General features: G+C 70.8%; 16 protein-coding genes and 1 pseudogene. 6 read left to right on the forward strand and 11 right to left on the reverse strand.

Going from position 1 to position 20467, the window contains the following annotated elements; translation table 11 throughout:
* Positions 1-18 precede the first annotated feature (18 nt).
* The 5 genes and pseudogenes from ACIPYT_RS09110 to ACIPYT_RS09130 form a co-directional block, all read right to left on the reverse strand.
* Positions 19-849 (reverse strand): annotated as a pseudogene (locus ACIPYT_RS09110) (TIM-barrel domain-containing protein); the annotation flags it as partial.
* Positions 828-1598, reverse strand: a complete 771-nt coding sequence (locus tag ACIPYT_RS09115) for a carbohydrate ABC transporter permease (RefSeq protein WP_401072787.1) — start codon at positions 1596-1598, stop codon at positions 828-830. The pseudogene ACIPYT_RS09110 and the gene ACIPYT_RS09115, both read right to left, overlap by 22 nt.
* A complete protein-coding gene (locus tag ACIPYT_RS09120) occupies positions 1598-2446 on the reverse strand; it encodes an ABC transporter permease subunit (protein ID WP_401072789.1) in 849 nt (282 codons plus the stop codon). The genes ACIPYT_RS09115 and ACIPYT_RS09120 overlap by 1 nt, the downstream gene beginning before the upstream one ends.
* Before the next feature lie 124 nt (positions 2447-2570).
* Entirely contained in the window at positions 2571-3584 is a 1014-nt protein-coding gene (locus tag ACIPYT_RS09125) for a LacI family DNA-binding transcriptional regulator (RefSeq protein ID WP_401072791.1), read from the reverse strand.
* A 211-nt stretch (positions 3585-3795) separates the two neighbouring features.
* Positions 3796-4254 (reverse strand): GNAT family N-acetyltransferase, encoded by a 459-nt coding sequence (locus ACIPYT_RS09130; protein ID WP_401072793.1) that lies wholly within the window; start codon positions 4252-4254, stop codon positions 3796-3798.
* A 122-nt stretch (positions 4255-4376) separates the two neighbouring features.
* On the opposite strand from ACIPYT_RS09130, the gene ACIPYT_RS09135 reads away from it, so the two are divergent.
* Positions 4377-6596: an NADP-dependent isocitrate dehydrogenase gene (locus ACIPYT_RS09135; protein WP_401072795.1), complete on the forward strand. Its 2220-nt coding sequence runs from the start codon at positions 4377-4379 to the stop codon at positions 6594-6596.
* Between the two features lie 73 nt (positions 6597-6669).
* On the opposite strand, the gene ACIPYT_RS09140 is transcribed toward ACIPYT_RS09135, so the two are convergent.
* The gene (locus tag ACIPYT_RS09140) at positions 6670-8142 is read right to left on the reverse strand and encodes a L,D-transpeptidase (RefSeq protein ID WP_401072797.1); all 1473 of its coding nucleotides are present in this window, start codon (positions 8140-8142) and stop codon (positions 6670-6672) included.
* 95 nt (positions 8143-8237) lie between these two features.
* The gene (locus tag ACIPYT_RS09145) at positions 8238-8642 is read right to left on the reverse strand and encodes a RidA family protein (RefSeq protein WP_401072799.1); all 405 of its coding nucleotides are present in this window, start codon (positions 8640-8642) and stop codon (positions 8238-8240) included.
* Between the two features lie 25 nt (positions 8643-8667).
* Here ACIPYT_RS09145 and ACIPYT_RS09150 point away from each other — a divergent pair, with 25 nt between their 5' ends.
* From ACIPYT_RS09150 to nagB, 5 genes are all read left to right on the forward strand, one after another.
* A complete protein-coding gene (locus tag ACIPYT_RS09150; protein ID WP_401072801.1) occupies positions 8668-9885 on the forward strand; it encodes an alanine racemase in 1218 nt (405 codons plus the stop codon).
* Positions 9876-13133 carry a family 20 glycosylhydrolase gene (locus tag ACIPYT_RS09155; RefSeq protein ID WP_401072803.1) on the forward strand — a complete coding sequence of 1086 codons (3258 nt, stop codon included), beginning with the start codon at positions 9876-9878 and terminating at the stop codon, positions 13131-13133. Before ACIPYT_RS09150 ends, ACIPYT_RS09155 begins: the two co-directional genes overlap by 10 nt.
* Positions 13134-13212: 79 nt before the next feature.
* Complete coding sequence (locus ACIPYT_RS09160) at positions 13213-14400, forward strand: ROK family protein (protein WP_401072805.1); 1188 nt, start codon at positions 13213-13215, stop codon at positions 14398-14400.
* A 40-nt stretch (positions 14401-14440) separates the two neighbouring features.
* Positions 14441-15406, forward strand: coding sequence for an ROK family protein (locus tag ACIPYT_RS09165; RefSeq protein ID WP_401072807.1), 966 nt, complete (start codon positions 14441-14443; stop codon positions 15404-15406).
* Positions 15399-16178 (forward strand): glucosamine-6-phosphate deaminase, encoded by a 780-nt coding sequence (nagB, locus tag ACIPYT_RS09170; RefSeq protein WP_401072809.1) that lies wholly within the window; start codon positions 15399-15401, stop codon positions 16176-16178. Before ACIPYT_RS09165 ends, nagB begins: the two co-directional genes overlap by 8 nt.
* Before the next feature lie 18 nt (positions 16179-16196).
* Here the strand turns inward: nagB and ACIPYT_RS09175 are convergent, their stop codons facing one another.
* From ACIPYT_RS09175 to ACIPYT_RS09190, 4 genes are all read right to left on the reverse strand, one after another.
* Entirely contained in the window at positions 16197-16604 is a 408-nt protein-coding gene (locus tag ACIPYT_RS09175; RefSeq protein WP_401072811.1) for an NUDIX domain-containing protein, read from the reverse strand.
* Positions 16597-17961, reverse strand: a complete 1365-nt coding sequence (locus ACIPYT_RS09180; protein WP_401072813.1) for an FAD-binding oxidoreductase — start codon at positions 17959-17961, stop codon at positions 16597-16599. The genes ACIPYT_RS09175 and ACIPYT_RS09180 overlap by 8 nt, the downstream gene beginning before the upstream one ends.
* Complete coding sequence (locus tag ACIPYT_RS09185; protein WP_401072815.1) at positions 17958-18329, reverse strand: YrdB family protein; 372 nt, start codon at positions 18327-18329, stop codon at positions 17958-17960. Before ACIPYT_RS09185 ends, ACIPYT_RS09180 begins: the two co-directional genes overlap by 4 nt.
* A gap of 63 nt (positions 18330-18392) precedes the next feature.
* Entirely contained in the window at positions 18393-20360 is a 1968-nt protein-coding gene (locus ACIPYT_RS09190; protein WP_401072817.1) for a sigma-70 family RNA polymerase sigma factor, read from the reverse strand.
* Between the last annotated feature and the right edge of the window lie 107 nt (positions 20361-20467).

The raw sequence follows: 20467 nt of genomic DNA on the forward strand, positions 1-20467 counted from the left end.
GTCACCTCCGCCGGTGACTCAGTCCGTCACCTCCGAGAGATCGACGTCGTACTTCTTCGCCACACCGTCGGGCGTCGTGACGGTCACGTACGCCGTGCCCTCGCCGCCGGGGAACACGCGGATGCGGAGCCCGTCGTGGTAGTCGTAGTCCGGGCGATCGGTCCGCGCACCCCAGGGAAGTGCAACGCCCGGCCGCACGTACAGGGGGAGCGAGTCGTAGCCGTGCGTCTCGCGACGCCACCCGCCGCCGGTGACCGTCTCGCCTGAGAGCAGTGACGTCCACTCGCCGCTCGGCAGGTAGAAGTCGACTGTGCCGTCGGCCGTGAACACCGGGGCGACGAGCAGATCGGAGCCGAGCATGTACTGGCGGTCGAGGTACCCCGTCGCGTGGTCGTCGGGGAACTCGAGCGCCATCGGCCGCATGAGCGGGATGCCGGTGCGCGCGGCCTCGAGACCCTGCTGGTAGAGGTACGGCATGAGCCGCATCTTGAGATGCGTGAAGCGCCGCGTGACGTCGACCGCCTCCTCGTCGAACTCCCACGGCACACGGTACGAGCTCGACCCGTGGAAGCGGGAGTGGGAGCCGAGCAGGCCGAACGCCGTCCAGCGCTTGAAGACGCCCGCGTCCGGTGTGCCCTCGAAGCCGCCGATGTCGTGGCTCCAGAATGCGAAGCCGCTGAGGGCGAGGGAGAGACCGCCGCGCAGCGTCTCGGCCATAGACGCGTAGGTGGAGGTGGAGTCGCCGCCCCAGTGCACGGGCATGCTCTGTCCGCCGGCCGTGGCCGAGCGCGCGAACAGCACGGCGTCGTCGGCGCCGCGGGCTTCGGTCAGCACGTCGTGCACGGCACGCTGATCGCGACGGGGACCGTCTGGTTCGCGTTGGATGCGAGGAACGTGAGCGGGATGAGGAACTCGTTCCACGTCCAGATGAAGAAGAAGATGAGCAGCACCGACAGGGTCGGGCGGCTGATCGGGAACACGACGCGCCACAGGATCTGCCAACGGCTCGCGCCGTCGAGCGCGGCTGCCTCCAACACCTCCTTGGGGAAGGTGCCGTACACCGACGACAGCAGGTAGGTGCCGAACGCCGCCTGGATCACCGTGAACACGATGATGACCGACCAGACGTTGTCATACAGGCCCACGGATTTGAACATGTAGTACAGCGGGTAGAGCAGCGCCTCCTGGGGGAGAAGGTTCGCGAGCAGGAAGAGCAGCACGATCCAGGAGCGTCCGCGGACGCGGCCGATGCCGATCGCGAAGGCATTGAGCATCGAGATCACGACCGCGAGCACCGCGACGACGCCCGAGATGAAGATCGAGTTCCACACCTTCTCGGGGAAGTTCACCCGCTCCCAGAAGGCGATGATCCCTCCGAAGTCGAGGGTCTCCGGAAACGCGAGGGGCCCGGAGGTGGCGTAGTCGACGGGCGACTTGAACGAGTTCACCAGCACGAGGTAGAACGGGGCGATCACGAGGAGCGCGCCGATGACGACGAGCGCGAGCATCAGCCAGTCGACGGGGCGTTTCTTCGTCATCCCGCCGCGCGGGCGGGTCTTGGCGGGCTTCCCGGTGACGATGGCGGTGGTGGCGTGCATCACAGACCCGCCCTTTCCTTGCGCTCGAGTGAGTTCTGCACCCGGATGAAGATGATCGAGACGATGACCACGACGATCGTGAGGACGGTCGCGATGGTGGCGCCGTAGCCGACGTTCCTCTTCGTGAAGAACTCCTGGTACGCGTAATACGCGGGCACCAGCGTGGAGCCTGCGGGTCCACCTCGCGTGATGATGTACACGGGTCCGAACACCTTGAGTGCGGCGATCGTGCATGTGAGCGTCACGACGAAGATCTCCGGGCGGATGATGCTCATCGTGATGGCGGAGAACCGCTGGAACCAGTTTGCGCCGTCGAGCTCCGCGGCCTCGTACAGCTCCGGGTCGACGCGCTGCAGGGCGGCCATGAAGACCACGACGGGGTACCCGAGCTGCACCCAGACCATCACGACCATGAGCACGATGAGGGCGGAGGGCATCTGCCCGAGCCAGTCGTAGGCGGGGATGCCGAAGGCGCCGAGGATCTGGTTGAGGGCGCCGTCGCCGCCCGGGCGCACGATCCATCCGATCACGATGCCGGCGACCGCGATCGGGAGGATCTGCGGCAGGTAGTAGGTGGCGCGCAGGAAGCTGCCGACCTTGCCGCTCTGCTCGAACGACTTCTCCTCGAACTCGACCGTGGCGCCCGTCTCCTCTTCGAAGATCGAGATGGCCTCGGCCCAGGCCTTGCCCATCGCGCTGTCGGCGCCTTCGTAGTGCCACAGCTTCAGCGTCTGGCCGTCGCCGCCCTCGTCTCCGGAGCCGGCGGTGCAGCCGCTGAGGGCGACACCGGTCGCGGTCAGCGCGGCCAGGGCGGCCAGCGTCGTTGTCCTGCGGATCTTGCGTGCCATCGTCGGCACTCCTTTCTCGGTGGCCCTCGGGCCGGGACACATCTCTGGGTCGTGTTCAGTTGTGATCGGGTCGTGTCGTCGAAGCGCTTCGACGACACTCATGCGGAATCGGTCGGCGGGCGGGTCATTCCCGCGCGGGGCGAACGGAGCCGACGGCGCGGTACTCCGGCGGAATCAGGTGGATGCGCGGCGCGGGTCTCGGCGTCTCCAGGTGTGCGACGGCGAGCTCCACGGCGAATTCGCAGGACTGCTGCGGCACCAGGGGGATCGTGTCGACCGGCACGGGGAGCGCCGTGGTGTCGAACGATGCGGCTGCCGAGATGACCGAGACATCGTGCCCGATGTGCAGGCCGGACTCGGCGAGTGCACCGAGGAGCGCGGTGTGCACGTCGTCTGCTGCGTGCACGATGAAGGCGCGATCGCCGCGGTCGAGAGCGGCCGAGACCGCAGCGCGCACCGCGACGGGATCGGTGGTGGTCATGCCCGTGGTGACCGCGCTGACGTCGAGTCCTCGGAGCGCGGCCTGCTCCTCCACGCCTCGCAGCAGTCGCCGCGGGAAGTTGGACTTGCGGTACGACACCTCGGTCTGCCCGAGGAGAGTGACCGCGCGGTGCCCGGCGTCGGCCATGCGGTCGACGGAGATCCGACCGGCGGCGTCGAAGTCGAGGTCGACGCAGGTGAGTCCCTCGGGATCGTCCGGGATCCCGATGAAGACTGTGGGCGTGCGCACGGAGCGGGCGATCGCGGCGCGCTCGTCGTCGGGCGCGACATCGAGGACGAGGATCGCGTCGGCGAGACGGCTCGCGGCGACGCGGTTCATGCCGTCGGCGGTCTGCTCGTCGGTCAGCAGCAGGATGTCGTAGCCGCGGCGACGCGCGGCGACCGCCGTCGCCAGCACGAACGCCATGTGGGTGGGGGCGTGGGTGTCGGCGCGCAGCGGCTCGGTCAGGGCGAAGATGTGCGTGCGGCGACCGGCCAGCATCCGGGCGCCGGCGTCGGGCTCGTAGCCGAGTGCGCGCACGGCGTGCTCGATGCGCAGTCGCGTCTTCTCAGACACGGGGCGCTTGCCGCTGAGCGCGTAGGAGACGGTGCTGATCGACACGCCGGCGGCCTCGGCCACCTCATGGATCGTCGTCATCGGGACTCCGTCGTCGCTCGTCAGGGCAAATCATCGAAGCGCTTCGCCAGCGCTCTGAAGCGATGATAGACAGCAGATCCGCATATGCGCAAGACTTTTGTGGTGGCTCGCAACAAATCCGTGACCAGCGCCGCCCACGACCTCTCCGAGAGAGCGTCCGAGGGCGACGAGGCCTCGATGGGGGAGGGGATTCGAGACCCCGCCGCCGGTCCTAGGACGTGACGCGGATCTCGGCGATGACCTCGGAGTACTCGGTCTCGCCGACCGGCGTGAAGCCGACGCGGAGGAAGAAGGCCTCGGGGCCGTCCTCCCCGGCCTCGTAGATGACGTTGACGTGGTCGACGCCGCGGTGCCGTGCCTCTTCGAGAAGGCTCTCGACCGCGAAGCGGCCGACGCCCTTGCCCTGGCCCTCGGCATCGACGTTGACCCGCCACAGCACCGACTGGAAGTGCTCCTCGGGTGCCTCCGGGTCGAAGTTGGCGCTCACGAAACCGACGACCTGATCGTCGTCGAGCACCACCCGCTGCCAGGATGTCTGGGGGTTGATGACGGTCGCGGCGATGCCGTAGGACACCGGAGCGAGGAACTGCTCCTGTCCGGGCTTGAGCGACAGGTTGTTCACGGCGACGATCGTCGCAGCGGAGAGTTCGACCATGCGCAGTTCGGACATGAACACAGGCTAACCCCTCCAGGCGCCCCGCACCCAGGGGCCGGGCGATTTCTCAGGCCGACGGACCGCTCAGGTATCTTGGTATCGAGACAATTCTGCCCTCGTGAACGGAGAACCTCCCGGTGACCGACGACGCCATCATCTACACCTACACCGACGAGGCCCCGGCTCTCGCCACGGCTTCCTTCCTCCCGATCATCCAGGCCTTCACGGGTCAGGCGGGCATCGAGGTCGAGACGCGTGACATCTCGCTCGCCGGACGCATCCTCGCCGCGTTCCCGCAGAAGCTGTCGCCGGAGCAGCAGGTCGGCGACGCGCTCGCCGAGCTCGGCGGGCTCGCCACGCTCCCCGAGGCGAACATCATCAAGCTGCCGAACATCTCGGCATCGATCCCGCAGCTCAAGGGCGCGATCGCCGAGCTGCAGGCGCAGGGATACGACGTGCCGGACTTTCCGGACGAGCCCTCGTCGCTCGACGAGAAGGACGTGCGCGCCCGCTACGACCGCATCAAGGGCTCGGCGGTCAACCCCGTGCTGCGCGAGGGCAACAGCGACCGTCGCGCCCCGCTCGCGGTGAAGAACTACGCCAAGAAGCACCCGCACCGCAACAAGCCTTTCGCTGAGGGTTCGAAGACCCGCGTCGCGACGCTGGGTCACGACGACTTCAAGCACAACGAGCGCTCCTGGGTCGCCGCGCACGACGACGTCCTGAGCTTCCGGCACACGGCGGCCGACGGCACCGTCACCGTGCTCAAGGAGGGACTCAAGGTCCTGCCGCGCGAGATCATCGACGCGACCTTCCTCTCGGCCTCGCATCTCGACGCGTTCCTCGCGGAGACGCTCGAGACGGCGAAGAACGACGATGTGCTCTACTCCGTGCACCTCAAGGCCACCATGATGAAGGTCAGCGACCCCATCATCTTCGGTCACGTGGTGAAGGCGTTCTTCCGCGATGTGTTCGCGCAGTATGGCGAGCAGCTCGCCGCGGCCGGCCTGAACGCCAACGACGGCCTCGGATCGATCCTCTCCGGCCTCGAGGCGATCGCGGGCGGCGACGAGATCGCGGCCGCGTTCGCGAAGGCCATCGCCGAGGGGCCGCGCCTCTCGTACGTGAACTCCGACAAGGGCATCACGAACCTGCACGTCCCGAGCGATGTGATCGTCGACGCCTCGATGCCCGCTCTCGTGCGCAACGGCGGCAAGCTGTGGGGCAAGGACGGCGGCGAGGCCGACACCCTCGCCGTGATCCCGGACTCCTCGTACGCGAGCGTCTACCAGGCCGTGATCGACGACGTCATCGCGAACGGTCCGCTCGACCCCGCGACGATCGGGACCGTCCCGAACGTCGGCCTCATGGCGCAGGCGGCCGAGGAGTACGGCAGCCACGACAAGACGTTCGAGATCGCGGCGCCGGGCATCGTGCAGGTGCTCGACAGCGAGGGCACCGTGCTGATCGAGCACGAGGTCGGGGTCGGCGACATCTGGCGCGCGACGCAGACGAAGCACATCCCGGTCATGGACTGGGTCAAGCTCGCGGTCGGCCGTGCCCGTGCGACCGGGGCGCCCGCGGTGTTCTGGCTCGACGCGAACCGCTCGCACGACGCGCAGATCATCGCGAAGGTGCACCAGGGCCTCGCGACGCTCGACACCAAGGGCCTGACGATCACGATCCTCGCGCCCGAGGAGGCCACGCGCTACACGCTCGCGCGCATGCGCCACGGCCTCGACACGATCTCCGTGACCGGCAACGTGCTGCGCGACTACCTCACCGACCTGTTCCCGATCCTCGAAGTGGGCACGAGCGCCAAGATGCTCTCGATCGTGCCGCTGCTCGCGGGCGGCGGTCTGTTCGAGACAGGTGCCGGCGGGTCCGCGCCGAAGCACGTGCAGCAGCTCGTCGAGGAGAACTACCTGCGCTGGGACTCGCTGGGCGAGTTCTTCGCGCTGGCGGCCTCGCTCGAGCACTTCGCCGACCGCACGGGCAACGAGAAGGCGCGCGTGCTGGCTGAGACGCTGGATGCCGCGACGGGGACGTTCCTCGAGGAGGACCGTTCGCCGGGCCGCGCCCTCGGCACGATCGACAACCGCGGCAGCCACTTCTACCTGGGTCTGTACTGGGCGCAGGAGCTCGCGAAGCAGACGAAGGATGCCGAGCTCGCCGCCGCCTTCGCGCCGGTCGCGGCGACCCTCTCCGAGAACGAGGAGAAGATCGTCTCGGAGCTGAACGCGGTGCAGGGGTCGGCCGTCGAGATCGGCGGCTACTACCGCCCCGACGACGCCCTCGTCGCCGCGGTCATGCGCCCGTCCGCCACGCTGAACGGCATCGTCGACGCCCTGAGCTGAGACCTGCACGACGAAGGGCCGGATGCTGCAGCATCCGGCCCTTCGTCGTATCCGTGCGGCTGCGGGACTCGACTCAGTTGTGCACCGACACCTCGAGGCCGACGGGCGCCCACTCGTAGACGAACTTCGCGACGTCGATCGGCATGTTCACGCAGCCGTGGCTCATGCGGTTGCCGAAGTTGCTGTGCCAGTACGTGCCGTGGAACGCCTCGTCGCCGTTGAAGTACGTCACCCACGGGACGTTCGGCGTCTCGGTGATCGACCCGTCGGGTTCGCGGCTCTTCATGGTCTGCATGCGCACGTGCGCGTAGACCTTGAAGTTGCCGACGTCGGTCGGGGTCGAGGCCTTGCCCGACGAGATCTTCCACGAGCGCACGACCGCGCCGTTCTCGAGCAGCGTCGCGGTCTGCGAGCTGAGGTTCACGTCGATCGTGCGCACCAGGTTCACCGACTCGAACGGCGTCTCGGTCACTTCGATGGGGAACACGCCTTCGCCGGCCTCGAGCTGCTGCGCGACGTCGGATGCGAGGTTCGAGGTGTCGCCGATCGCGCGGCCGTTGAGCCCTGCGGCCTCGGTGCGCAGGACGTTGCCGGCGGTGTCGACGATGTTGGTCGCGTTGACAGGAGCGCGGTCCACGGCGGCGGGGAGCGCGTCCACCGTCACCTGGATCGCCGTCTGATCCGCGATGATCTGCAGGCCGTCGTCGCCGTCTTGGATCGTGAACCACGATGCCGCGGTGCCGGGGGCGACCGGCACCGTGCGCTCGTCGCCGATGTAGAAGCCGATCGAGCGGAGCATGGTGTTCAGCGAGGTCGCGAGGGTCGTCGCATCGTCGTCGGTCACGGTCGGCATCGCCTCGGCGGGACCGCCGGGGAACTCGAGCGTCTTACCGCCGCCCGCGACGGTCTCGGCGAACGCCGCTCCCAGAGCGTCGAGGTCGACGCCGGTGCCGGTCTCGGAGGGGGTGATGACGAAGGCTGTGGTGGACGGGTCGTAGACCACTCCGGCGTCGACCGGGTCGTCGAAGCTCGCGGGCACGGCAGCGCGGAGCGCGGAGTCCGCCGTCGCGGGATCGAGGGCGACGTCTCCCGACATCGGCTCGCCCATCCACGCGCCGAGGTTCCACATCGGGTGCGCGGCGAAGGCCTGGTCGGCGAGGGCGGTGGCGTCGATCGACGCGCCGAGGTCGGAGCCGGTGAGCACGATGTCGTCGCCGGCTCCCGTGAGGGTCACCGTGGTCTCGGCGACGTGGGCGTTGATCGCGTCGGCGGCCGCGCCGGGCGTGAGCCAGCCGACCGGGATGCCGGCGACGGTCGTGCCGGGGGCGATCAGGATCATGGATGCGGCGCCGGCGGCGATCACGACGGCGCCCGCGCCGAGGCCGATCCACAGACCGAGGCGCTTCTTCTTGGGCGCGGGTTCGATGGGCGCCCACGCGAGCGGCTGATCGCCGCCCGAATCCTGACCGTCGAGGGCGGTGTCCGCCTCGGTCAGCTTCTCGGTCTTCGCATCCTGCGCTGAAATCAGATCGGTCACGAACTTCACCCCCCGGTTCTCACGTGGCCTTATCACATCCCATGGTACGGGATCGCTGATAACGGGGAGGCAACGGTCAGGAACGCGCGTCTCCGGGCGGGTCGTCAGTCGACGATGGCGATCCCGTCGATCTCGACGAGCATCTCCTCGCGCGGGAGCCCGGTGAACACGGTCGTGCGCGACGGCAGCACTCCGCCGGTCGTGTGGGCCTCGACGAATGCGCCGTACGCGTCGTTCATGATCGGGAAGTCCTCGCGCTTGGTCAGATAGACGCGCAGCATCACGACATCGTCGAAGGTCGCTCCGGAGGCCTCGACGATCGCCTTGACGTTCTCGAGCGTGCGGGTCGTCTGTGCCGCGACGTCGCCGGGGAACAGGTACTCGTTGGTCACGGGGTCGACGGGTCCCTGGCCGGAGACCTGCACGAACGGCCCCTTGCGGACGCCCTGCGAGAACGTGTGGGCGGGAGCGGGGGCGGCGTCGGTCGAGACGCGGGTCTTCGAAGTCATGCGTCCAGCCTAGTAGCCTTGTTAGATGCCTCTACAAATTCCGGATCCCGTGCTCGGCTCGTGGACGAAGGGGTTTCCGGCCCATGCGGCCGGCCTCGCGCTCTCGGAGGTCCCGGCCGCAGGGCTGCACCTCTCCGACCTCGTGACGCCCGTCCTGACGGTGCACGAGTCGGCGCTCGCCCACAACGAGGAGACCGTCTTCGGCTGGGCGCGCGCGCAGGGGGTGCTCCTCGCACCGCACGGCAAGACCACCATGGCGCCGGCACTGTGGCAGCGGCTCCTCGACGCCGGTGCCTGGGGCATCTCCGTGGCCACGCCATGGCAGGCCGAGGTCGCGGTGCAGGCGGGTGTCCGCACGGTGCTCATCGCCAACGCCGTCGCCGACGCCGCCGCCGCGGCCCGGCTCGGCGCACTGCTCGCCGCCGACGCCGGACTGCGCATCCTGTGCTGGGCCGACTCCGTCGCCACGGTGCAGATCCTCGCGACCGCGCTCGCCGATGCTCCGCGACCGCTCGACGTCCTGGTCGAGCTCGGCGGAGACGGCGGACGCACCGGCGCACGCACTGTGGACGAGGGGGAGAGGATCGCGGCAGCGATCTCCGCGGCCCCCGGTCTCCGTCTGGCCGGAGTGACGGGGTACGAGGGGCCGTTCGGCCCCGATCGGAGCGACTCCTCCGTCGCGGCGGTCGACGCCTACCTCGGCACCCTCGTCGCGCTGCACTCCCGGCTGACCTATCCCGACGGCATCCGCCCCGTGCTCAGTGCCGGAGGGAGCGCCTTCCCCGACCGTGCCGCGGCGATGCTCGCGCCCCACGGCGACGGCGCCGACGTGGTGCTGCGCTCGGGGGCGTTCCAGATCCACGACGACGGCTTCTACTCGCGCATGTCCCCGTTCGGGCCGCTGACCGGCACCGAGCGGCTGCGCTCGGCGATGCACGCGTGGAGCCGCGTCGTCTCGCAGCCGGAGCCGGGCCTCGCGCTGCTGGACGCCGGACGCCGGGACGTCCCCTTCGACATCGATCTGCCGACTCCGCAGTCGGTCGAGGGTGCGATCACCGCGCTCAACGACCAGCACGCCTTCCTCGCGCTCGCCGACGATGCCTCGGTCGCCCCGGGCGACGTCGTGCGGCTGGGGCTCTCGCATCCCTGCACCGCGTTCGACAAGTGGCGGGTGGTCGCGATCATCGACGACCCGGATGCTGCGGACCCGCGCGTGATCGGAGCGGTGGCGACATGCTTCTGAGCAGTGAGAAGCCGGTGCGCGTCTACCGCCGCGCCACCGTGGTCGACGGCACGGGGGCCGACCGCTACGACGCCGACGTGTTCGTGGAAGGCGCGCGGGTGGTCGCGATCGTGCGCGACGACGAGACCGCGCCGGAGCTCCCCGACACCGCGCTCGAGGTCGACGCGTCGGGCCTCGTGCTCGCGCCCGGCTTCATCGACATGCATGCGCACAGCGAGCTCGCGATCCTCGAGGGCTCCGCGCACACCGCCAAGATCCGCCAGGGCGTCACGACCGAGGTCGTCGGCCAGGACGGACTCGGCTACGCACCCCTCGACGATCGAGCGGCCGCTGTGGTGCCCGCGCAGATCGCGGGGTGGAACGGCGCCGCGGCATCGGTGCCGTGGCGGCGCATGGACGACCTGCTGCGCGCGTTCGACGATGCGGCCGTGGCCAACGCGGCCGTACTGGTGCCGCAGGGCAACCTCCGCATGATGGTCGTCGGACACGAGAACCGCCGGGCCACGGATGCCGAGATCTCCGCCATGTGCGCCCTGCTCGGCGATGCGCTCGACGACGGCGCGTTCGGCATGTCGAGCGGGCTCACGTACACACCGGGCATGTACGCCGACACCGCCGAGCTCGAAGCCCTGTGCCGTGTCGTCGCGGAACGCGGCGGGTACTGGGCGCCGCACACCCGCAGCTACGGCGGGGCGGCGCTCGACGCCTATCGGGAGGCTCTCGACATCGGGCGCCGCACGGGCTGCCCGATCCACCTCACGCACGCCACCATGAACTTCGCGCCGAACCGGGGGCGAGCCGCCGAACTGCTGGCACTGGTCGACGAGGCGCTCGCCGACGGCGTCGAGGTCACGCTCGACACGTACCCTTACCTGCCCGGTGCCACGACCCTCGCGGCGCTGCTGCCGAGCCGCCTCGCGGAATCGGGCGACCTGCTCGCCACGATCGCGGCCCTGGACGCCGACGGGCGCGAGGCCGTGCGCGTCGAGCTCGAGGAGATCGGCTGCGACGGGTTCCACGGCGAGCGCGCCGACTGGTCGGCGATCCAGATCGCGGGCACCGGAGACCCCGCGCTCGGCGACCTGGTCGGACGCACGGTCGCCGAGATCGCTGAGGCCAGTGGGCGACGTGCGGTCGACGTCGTGCTCGACACGATCCTCCGGGATGCCGGGGCGACCGGCATCCTGATGCACATCGGCGACGAGGACAACGTCCGCGAGATCATGCGTCACCCGAGTCACAGCGGCGGCAGCGACGGCATCCTCATCGGCGCCCGCCCGCATCCGCGTGGACGCGGCACCTTCCCTCGCTATCTCGGCCACTACGTGCGCGAACTCGGCGTGCTGTCGCTGGAAGAGGCCGTGCGCCACCTCGCCGGCACGCCGGCTGCGCGACTGGGGCTCGATCGGGGAGACGCGCCGCGCGGCGTGATCCGCGACGGAGCGACCGCCGACCTCGTGCTGTTCGACCCTCACGCCATCGCCGCGGGCGCCACGTTCGACGCGCCGCACGAACCGCCCGTGGGCATCGTCGAGGTGCTGGTCGGGGGAGTGCCCGTCGTGACAGGCGGCGAGGTCACGGGCGTCACCCCCGGACGTGCACTGCGCATGCCGCCGCCCGCGCACCGCGCGACCGTCCCTCATGCGCACGCGGACATCGATCCGCTCGCCGAGCCCTTCCACTGGTCGGCGGCGACCCCGGTGCACGCGCCGGACGCGCTCGCCGCCAGCGCGGCGAGTCTGCGGCGGCCGGGTGCGGACGGCACGGCATCCTCCGCGCCGGCGATCACGCTCCGTGTCGAGGAGTCGCTCGCCTCCGAGCCCTTCGCGCGCGATCGCGTCGCGTCCGAGGCGTTCCGCATCGCCGTCACCGCCGAGGGCGTGACGGTCGAGGGCGCGTCGCCCGCCGGCGTGTTCCGCGGCGCGACCGTGCTGCGGCAGCTGCGTGAGCCGGGAGCGGCCTCGTCGCGCATCCCGACGGGCTCGTGGACGGGAGCCCCCGCGTACGCGTGGCGCGGGGCGATGCTCGACGTCGCCCGGCACTTCCGCCCTGCCGACGACGTGCGGCGGTTGATCGACCTGCTGGCCGATCACCACCTGAACGTGCTGCACCTGCACCTCACCGACGACCAGGGATGGCGCTTCGAGGTGCCCGGCTACCCGCGCCTCACCGAGGTCGGAGCTCGGCGGACGTCGACCCAGCGCGGTCACGGCCCGCTCGCGACCGTCGAGCCCGGCGTGCACGAGGGGCATTACACGGACGCCGAGCTGCGCGCGCTCGTCGCGTACGCGGCCGACCGCTTCGTGACGCTGGTGCCGGAGGTGGAGCTGCCGGGGCATGTGCAGGCCGCGTTGGCCGCGTACCCCGAGCTCGGCAACGCCGACGTCGGCGAGCCGGTGACGGCGCCCTGGGATCGGTTCGGCGTGAACCCGCGCACGCTCGCGCCGACCGAGGAGTCGCTGGCCTTCGGGCGGGCGGCGATCGACGCCCTGTGCGCCGTGTTCGACTCGCCGTGGATCGGCATCGGCGGAGACGAGGTGCCCGTCACGGAGTGGGCGCAGAGTGCCGCGGCGGCGGAGCGGATGCGCGAGTGGGGCCTCGAGACCCCGCACGACGTGCAGCCGTGGTTCACCGCACACTTCGTGGCGCATGTGCGCTCACACGGACGCACGGCGCTGGCGTGGGACGAGGTGCTCGAGGGGGAGGTGCCCGAGGGCGTCGAGATCCTCGCCTGGCGCGGGCCCGTCGCGATGCGGGAGGCGCTGCGCCGCGGCATCCCGGTGATCGCGTGCCCCGACCTCGAGGTGTATCTCGACTACCCGCAGTCCGACTCCGCGGAGGAGCCGATCAGGGTGGGGCCGCCGCTGCCGATCGAACACGTGTACACCCTCCGCGTGGAGGAGGGCGCGGTCGGCGGCCAGGCGAACGTGTGGACCGAGCATCTCCCGACCCGCGACCGCGTGGACTTCGCGATGTTCCCGCGCCTCGCCGCGGTGGCCGAGCGGCTCTGGGACGGCGGTGACCCGCCTCCGTTCGAGGGCTTCGGCCGACGGCTGCCGACGCACCTTCGTCGGCTGGCTGATCGCGGTGTGCGGTATCGTCCTCTCGACGGACCGACACCGGATCAGAGGCGCCCCGGGGTGCCGGGGAAGCCGCTCACGCGAGCGGCGCGGGAGGCGGTCGTCGAGGGCCTCGTCGCCCGCCTCGTCGAGCGGGCGGAGGATGCTCCCGGCTCACCTGTCCCGTAATGTAACGTTTCGGTAACCCTGCGGGCGTCGCGCCGCGCAGGGGTTGCACAATTTTTGTTCGTAAGGTCTACTAACAAACATGTCCGTATCGGATGACACGCGTCCGTCGATGGCGTCGGAGCACGTCGGCGCGAGCGCGCACGCCTTCGGGCCGGCGCGCCACCTGCGCTCCCGCACCAAGGTGCTGCCCGAGCACGCGCGCGGCCACAACCGCGCCCTCGTTCTGCAGACCCTCTACCACGCCGGCGCCATGAGCCGAGCCGATCTCTCACGGGAGACGGGCCTCACCCGTGTCACGATCTCCGACCTCGTCGCGGAGTTCATCGCCGACGGCATCGTCATCGAGATGGGCGTCCGCGAGACGGTCGGTCCAGGCAAGCCGCCGATCCTGATCGACATCGACCGCGTCGGACACCAGATCATCGGCATCGACCTCTCGGGTCCGCAGGCCTTCGTCGGCGCACTGCTCAGCCTCGACGGCGACGTGCTCGAGCGCCGTGAGGTCGCACGACCCGAAACGGCCGACGGCGACGCCGCCTATGCCGCGCTGCTCGATCTCGCGCGTGCCCTCGCGGCCGTCGCGACCCAGCCCGTCCTGGGCGTGGGCATCGGCACGCCCGGTGTCGTGCGCCCCGACGGCGTCGTGCTCAGCTCGCCGAACCTCGGCTGGTCGAACCTGCCCCTCGAGGCCAAGCTCGGCATCGACCTCGACCTCCCGGTGCTCGTGCGCAACGACGCGAATGCGGCCGTGCTCGCCGAGTACACGTTCGGCGAGGCCAAGGCCGACTTCATGCTCATCAAGATCGGCCGCGGTGTCGGCGCCGGCCTCATCACCGGCAGCCAACCCCTGCTCGGCAGCCGTTTCGCCGCCGGCGAGATCGGCCACGTCGTGGTCGGGACCGACGGCGGACCGCGGTGCGCGTGCGGCAAGGACGGCTGTCTCGAAGCCTGGTTGAACGAGTCGAGGCTCCGCCCGGCGATCGCGGCCGAGCCCGAGGCGCGCGACGACATCCTGCGCGACGCGGGTACCCGCATGGCCATCGCGATCGCCCCGATCGTCGCGGCCCTCGATCTCTCCGAGGTCGTGCTCTCGGGCCCCGGCGACCTCCTCGACGGCGTGCTCGTGGATGCGGCGGTCGACACGCTGCACGCGCGCACGCTCGAGGGCGTCTTCGAGGACGTCGTGATCCGGCGTACTCTGCAGGACGACATCGTGCTGCGCGGTGCCGCCGTCATGGTGCTCTCCGGCCAGCTGGGCGTGTCGTGAGCGACGCGACCGATCCGAGCGCGGACGGGAGCTCCACCCGATGACGCATGCCATCGTGGCCGACCTCGCGGGGCGGCGGATTCGAGTGGGCCTGGACGTCGGCGGAACGAAGATCGACGCCGTGGCGATCACGCCGGGCGGCGACCTCCTGGCCCGGCTGCGCCGACCCACCGGCTGGGGCGAGGCCGCCGTCGTCGAGGGTGTCGTCGCGGCCGTGACCGAGCTCGTCGCCGAGGCGGGCGCCGACGTCACGGCGATCGAGTCGGTCGGCATCGGGATCCCCGGACTCGTCGACGCCGTGAGCGGACGCGTGCTGCATGCCGTGAACCTCGGCGTCGAATCCCTCGACCTGGCCGACCTCGTCGCCCGGCGCCTCGGGGCGCCCGTGCGCGTCGAGAACGACGTCAAGGCCGCGGCCCTGGGAGCGGCGGCGCTGCGCGGCATCCGCGGCTCCATGGCGTACCTGAACCTCGGCACCGGGGTCGCGGCGGGGATCGTCGTCGACGGCGAGATCTGGCGCGGCGCCCGCGGCACGGCGGGCGAGGTCGGGCACCTCTCGGTCGACCCGGCCGGGCGCCTCTGCGGCTGCGGCCAGCGGGGCTGCATCGAGACGTTCTGCGGCGGAGGAGCCCTCGCCCGCGCCTGGGACCGTCCCGGATCGCTGCCCGTGCGCGACATCCTCGACGCCGCGGATGCCGGTGACGAGCGCGCCCTCGCGCTCCGCGCCGACCTGTTCCACGGGGCAGCGGCGGCCGTGCGCGCTCTCGTGCTCTCCGCCGACGTCGAGCGCGTGATCGTCGGCGGCGGGCTCACCGCGCTCGGCGACCGGCTCGAGAGCGGAATCCGCGCTGCTCTCCGCTCGGGCGCCGAGACCTCGGCGTTCATGCGGTCCCTGCACCTCGACGAGCGCATCGAACTGCTTCCGGCCGGATCACCCGCCGCCGCCTTCGGAGCCGCCCTGGTCGGCGCCGCCACACCCCTCAAGGAGACCGTCACCCATGGCTGAAGTCGTCATCGTCGAGAACGCCGCCGCGGCGGGCGCGCTCGTCGCCGCCGAGATCGTCGAGCTGATCGACGGGCGCCCCGACGCCGTGCTCGGCCTCGCCACGGGGTCCACCCCGCTCCCGGTGTACCAGGCGCTGCGGACGCAGCTGTCCGGTCGCGACGTCTCGCGGGTGCGCGGCTTCGCGCTCGACGAGTACGTGGGCCTCGACCCCGCGCATCCCGAGAGCTACCGCTCGGTCATCACGCGCGAGGTCGTCGAGCCGCTCGGACTCGACCCCCACCGCATCCACGTGCCGAACGGCGCCGAGGCGACCATCCAGCACGCCGGCGACGACTACGAGCGCGCGATCGACGGTGCGGGCGGCGTCGACCTGCAGATCCTCGGCATCGGCACGGACGGGCACATCGGCTTCAACGAGCCGGGGTCGTCGTTCGCCTCGCGCACGCGCGTCAAGACGCTCACCGAGCAGACGCGAGAAGACAACGCGCGCTTCTTCGACACGATCGACGACGTGCCCCGGCACTGCATCACCCAGGGACTCGGCACGATCCTGCGCGCCCGCCACCTGGTGCTGCTCGCGTTCGGCGAGGGCAAGGCGCAGGCCGTGGCGGATGCCGTCGAGGGGCCGCTGTCGGCCATCCTTCCCGGATCCGCGATCCAGCTGCACCCGCACGCCACGGTCGTGGTCGACGAAGCAGCCGCCTCTCGACTGAAGCTCGCCGACTACTACCGCTACACCTTCGCGAACAAGCCGTCCTGGCAGGGCATCTGACCCGCTCCCCGCGCGTCCTCAGCGGGTGCGACTCGCCCAGGCCAGCGGCAGCAGGTGCTCGACGCTGAGAGGTGCGAGCGGCAGCGTCGCGGCATCCTCCGGCGTGATCCATCGCAACTCGGCGAGCTCGGCCTGCACGACGACCTCGGCGTGTGCGAACGTCACGGCGAACGCGTCGGCGATCACCCTGTGACCGGGTTCGTTGGCCGCGGCCGACACGAAGCGTCCGAGGGGCCGGAGGTCGCGCTCGGTGAGCACGAGGCCGAGCTCCTCGTGCAGCTCGCGGATCAGCGTCTGCGCCGGGGTCTCGCCGGCTTCGGGCTTGCCTCCGGGCTGCATGAACCGCGTGGTGCCCTGCTTGCGCACCACGAGCACGCGGTCGTCGGCGTCGACGATGACCGCGGCGCTGACGTGGATGTCAGGCATCGGCCGCGAACACCTTGCCGGGGTTCAGGATGCCGAGCGGGTCGAACACCCTGGTGATCTGCCGCTGGAGCTCCCACTGGTCGTCGCCGAGCTCGTCGGCGAGCCATCGGCTCTTGAGCGTGCCGATGCCGTGCTCGCCCGTGAGCGTGCCGCCGAGGGCGATCGCGGCGCGGAACAGCTCGTCGGCCGCCGCCCAGATCAGCGCGGGAGGCTCGGCGCCCTCGAAGATGAAGTTCGGGTGCAGGTTGCCGTCTCCGGCGTGGGCCACCGTGGGGATCGTGATCCCGTAGGTCTTCTCGATGCGGGCGATCTCGTCGAACATCGCCGGCATGGCGCTGCGGGGCACCGAGACGTCTTCGATCAGCGTGGTGCCGAGGGCGGACATCGCCGGGTGCGTCGACCGCCGGATCGCGAGCAGGCGCTCGCCCTCCTCGCGGTCGGACGAGACCTGGGTGACGCCGTCGTGCGCCTCGAGGATCGCGGCGATCACGGCCGCCTCGGCGACGGCGGCAGGACCGTCGGTCTGGATGGTCAGCTGGGCGCTGCCGGGTGCCGGGGCGGGGAGCTCGAGCATGCTCGCGACGGCCGCCAGGCTCGCGGCATCCATCAGCTCCATGATCGCGGGCTGCGTGCCCGATGCGGTCACGGCGGCCGAGGCCGCGGCGGCGGTGCGCACGTCGGGGAACGTCGCCGTGATGGTGCAGGTCTCGCCCTCGACGAGGCGGCGGAGCTTGAGCGTGGCGCCGACGACGACGCCGAGCGTGCCCTCGGACCCGATCACGAGCGAGGTGAGGTCGAGTCCTGTGACGCCCTTGACGCTGCGGTGACCGAGGTGCAGGAGCCGGCCGTCGGACAGCACGAGATCCACGCCGAGCACCGCATCGCGCACGACGCCGTACTTGGCGCACAGCAGGCCCCCGGCGCCGGTGGCGATGTTGCCGCCCACCGTCGAGATCGCCCGGCTCGCGGGGTCGGGTGCCCACCAGAGTCCGTGTTCGGCCAGCGCGTCGTTGAGGTCAGCGTTCAGGATGCCGGGTTCGACGACCGCGAGGAGGTCGTCGGCACGGATCTCGTGGATCGCCGTCATGCGGCCGGTCGAGAGCACGATCTCGCCCTCTCCGCCGTTCGCGGCCCCCGCGAGGCCGGTGCCGGCCCCTCGCACGACGACCGGCGTGCGCGTCTCGGTCGCGATGCGCATGACCGTCTGCACGTGCGCGACGGTCTCGGCGTGCACGACCGCGATCGGTCGCCCTGGAGCGGCGTGACCCGACTTGTCGGCGCGCGCGAGTTCGAGCGTCTCGGGGCGGGTGTCGACGAGGTCGCCGAGATCGGTCGTCAGCCTGTCGAGGACGGTCATGCGATGCGCCGTCGACCGCTCACGACGCCCGTGCCGACCGCGACGATCGCGAACGCGACGCCGATGACCGGCTGGTCCATGAGCCACCACGTGATCGTGACGCTCACGTAGATCAGCAGTTCGACGACCGCGCGGAGGAAGGGATGCAGACGGAGCACGGGACGGGGCGACAGGAAGAGGGCCCACAGGAGGATCACGATCAGCGGCGCACCGACGCCCAGGACGATGTTCCAGGGCAACGGCCAGGTCGCGAAGCCCCACAGCGCCAGGGTGCCGACAGCGGTCACCAGGACGATCGAGCGGACGATGTCGAGGGCGGTGATGGTCGGGCGCTGCACGCCGGGTACGGGGGAGGGATCCTCGGGCATGGGATCCAGTCTATTCGCCGGAGCGCCCGGCTCCGCCCCGCAGGAGCGCGCCGACGCGGGGGGTCAGGGAACCGGAACGGCGGCCGGTTCGGCGGGCTCGGCGGTGTCGGCGGTGTCGGTCTCGGGGGCGGGCGGTACCACGGCCTCGGTGGCGGGCGCAGCCTCTTCCTCTGGGGCAGGCTCGGGCTCGGGTGCGGTCTCGGCGACCGGCGCGGCCTCCAGCACCGGATCGACCTCCGAGACGGGCTCGGGCGCAGGCTCCACCACCGGCTCGGTCGCGGGGTTCTCGGTCGCGGGAGCGTCGTCGCCGGCGAGGATGCAGAGAGGGCCGGGGTTGAAGTCGTGCAGGCCGCGAAGGGTCGTCGACGACGGGGCGCCGACCTGCTCTCCGGTGATGTAGAAGAACTCCACGGTCGCGTTGGCGCAGAGCTGCTGCAGGGTCGGCCGCAGCACGACCTCGCCGTAGCCGATCGGCGAGTCGAAACCGGGTGTCGAGAGCACGGTCGAGTCCGCGATACCGTTTCGGCCCGCGATGCGGGCGCCGACGGTCGACGCCGCGGCTCCGGACACGCGAACCGTGTACTCCGTCGAGATCAGGTCGCCGTTGCCGCCGATCACGAATCTCGCGGTCGTTGCTCCTGCTGCGGGAGTGCCCTCCGGGAGAACGGGCCCGGGGTCCGTGCCCGGGTCCGTGCCGGGATCTGTACCGGGATCGGTTCCGGGCTCGGTACCGGGATCCGTCGGACCGACCGGCGGAACGGGTGCGGCGGGAAGCGTGGTCGCGGGAACCGTCGTCGCGGGGGCCGTGTCTTCGGCGGGCTCCGGCGCGTCCGGCTCGTCGACGGGAGGAGTCACCGGGTCGGGCGCAGGCGTCAGGGTCGTGACGGGCTTGTCGGCCGCCATCGACTCGTCCGGCCCGACGTCCGAGCTGATCGACGACGAATCGCGGTCGCCCGCGCTGGGGAGCGAGGCCGCGGCGCCGGCTCCGGCCAGCCCGGGGATGACGCTCGCCGCGACGATCACACCGGCGACCACGATCGCGGCGGATCCGGCACCCACGAGTGCGCCGACGCCGCTGAACACGCCGCCGCTCGTCGCACCGGCCCCGGCGCCGCCTCCGGCCCCGCCGCCCGTCGCGGCGGATCCGGATGTCGCTGCCGACGCGCCGCCGACGACCACGGCGCCCTGCGTGATGCTCGACGGCATCGCAGCGAGGGCTGCGACGGGCGCACCGCCGCCCTGGAGGGCTGCGAGATAGCCGGTGGAGCCGGCGACGCCGAGCACGAGAGGGAGCAGCACGAGGGCGAGACGTCGCGAGACGTCCTTCGCCTCCGCGGCCACGATCATGCAGCGCGCGCACTCCCCGATGTGCGCTTCGAGTCGCGTGTTGTCGCGGGTGCTGAGATTGCCGCGGGAGTAGGCGCCGAAATGCTCGATGGCCCACTGGCAGTCGGAGCCCGGTTCGGCGCTGCGCAGGTGCGCCTGGATCCACGCCTCGCGCAGGCCTTCGCGCGCCCGGAACGCGAGCTGCGACACGGCGCCGGCCTTCATGCCGAGCAGGGCGCCCGTCTCGGCGGGCTTCATCTGCTCGATCTCGGTGTACCAGAGCACTTCCTGCCAGCGGGACGGCAGGCTGCGGAACGCCTGTGCCGTGAGGCTGCGATCGAGAGCCTCGTTCGCAGCCTGCTCGCTGCTGTCGGGGTCGGCGACAGTGTCGAGCTCGTCGATCGCGGTCTCGCGACGCGAACGCCCCCAGGCCGCCGCGGTGTTGCGGATGCTCGTGAACAGATAGGCGCGGAACGAGCCGTTCGGGCCGCCGCCCTTGATGATCGCCTGATAGATGCGCGTGTACGACTCCTGCACGAGGTCGTCGGGGTCGATCGACGAGGTGATGGACCGAGCGACCGACATCCCGGAGGGATAGTGCCGTCGCCAGAGCTCTCCGAAGGCCGTGGCATCGCCGGAGCGGGTCCGCAGAACGAGATCGGCGTCTGCGATCGCTTCGTCGTTCGAGGTGCTGTCGTGTCTCATGTCATCCATCTGTCATGGGAAGGCGGATGCGTCCCCACATGAAGAGACGCGTGAGACCGTCCCTCATCACGCGCCTCGACCATTCTCTCTCCGATCTCTCAGGGGCG

The organism is Microbacterium sp. NPDC089695, from assembly GCF_044749085.1.
GTDB lineage: Bacteria > Actinomycetota > Actinomycetes > Actinomycetales > Microbacteriaceae > Microbacterium.

Excerpts from the sequence above, each read along its gene's own strand:
- ACIPYT_RS09115 (WP_401072787.1), bottom strand. The coding sequence starts at position 1,598 with ATGCACGCCACCACCGCCATCGTCACCGGGAAGCCCGCCAAGACCCGC.
- ACIPYT_RS09120 (WP_401072789.1), bottom strand. The coding sequence starts at position 2,446 with ATGGCACGCAAGATCCGCAGGACAACGACGCTGGCCGCCCTGGCCGCG.
- ACIPYT_RS09125 (WP_401072791.1), bottom strand. The coding sequence starts at position 3,584 with ATGACGACGATCCATGAGGTGGCCGAGGCCGCCGGCGTGTCGATCAGC.
- ACIPYT_RS09130 (WP_401072793.1), bottom strand. The coding sequence starts at position 4,254 with ATGTCCGAACTGCGCATGGTCGAACTCTCCGCTGCGACGATCGTCGCC.
- ACIPYT_RS09145 (WP_401072799.1), bottom strand. The coding sequence starts at position 8,642 with ATGACTTCGAAGACCCGCGTCTCGACCGACGCCGCCCCCGCTCCCGCC.
- ACIPYT_RS09150 (WP_401072801.1), top strand. The coding sequence starts at position 8,668 with ATGCCTCTACAAATTCCGGATCCCGTGCTCGGCTCGTGGACGAAGGGG.
- ACIPYT_RS09155 (WP_401072803.1), top strand. The coding sequence starts at position 9,876 with ATGCTTCTGAGCAGTGAGAAGCCGGTGCGCGTCTACCGCCGCGCCACC.
- ACIPYT_RS09160 (WP_401072805.1), top strand. The coding sequence starts at position 13,213 with ATGTCCGTATCGGATGACACGCGTCCGTCGATGGCGTCGGAGCACGTC.
- ACIPYT_RS09165 (WP_401072807.1), top strand. The coding sequence starts at position 14,441 with ATGACGCATGCCATCGTGGCCGACCTCGCGGGGCGGCGGATTCGAGTG.
- nagB (WP_401072809.1), top strand. The coding sequence starts at position 15,399 with ATGGCTGAAGTCGTCATCGTCGAGAACGCCGCCGCGGCGGGCGCGCTC.
- ACIPYT_RS09175 (WP_401072811.1), bottom strand. The coding sequence starts at position 16,604 with ATGCCTGACATCCACGTCAGCGCCGCGGTCATCGTCGACGCCGACGAC.
- ACIPYT_RS09180 (WP_401072813.1), bottom strand. The coding sequence starts at position 17,961 with ATGACCGTCCTCGACAGGCTGACGACCGATCTCGGCGACCTCGTCGAC.
- ACIPYT_RS09185 (WP_401072815.1), bottom strand. The coding sequence starts at position 18,329 with ATGCCCGAGGATCCCTCCCCCGTACCCGGCGTGCAGCGCCCGACCATC.
- ACIPYT_RS09190 (WP_401072817.1), bottom strand. The coding sequence starts at position 20,360 with ATGAGACACGACAGCACCTCGAACGACGAAGCGATCGCAGACGCCGAT.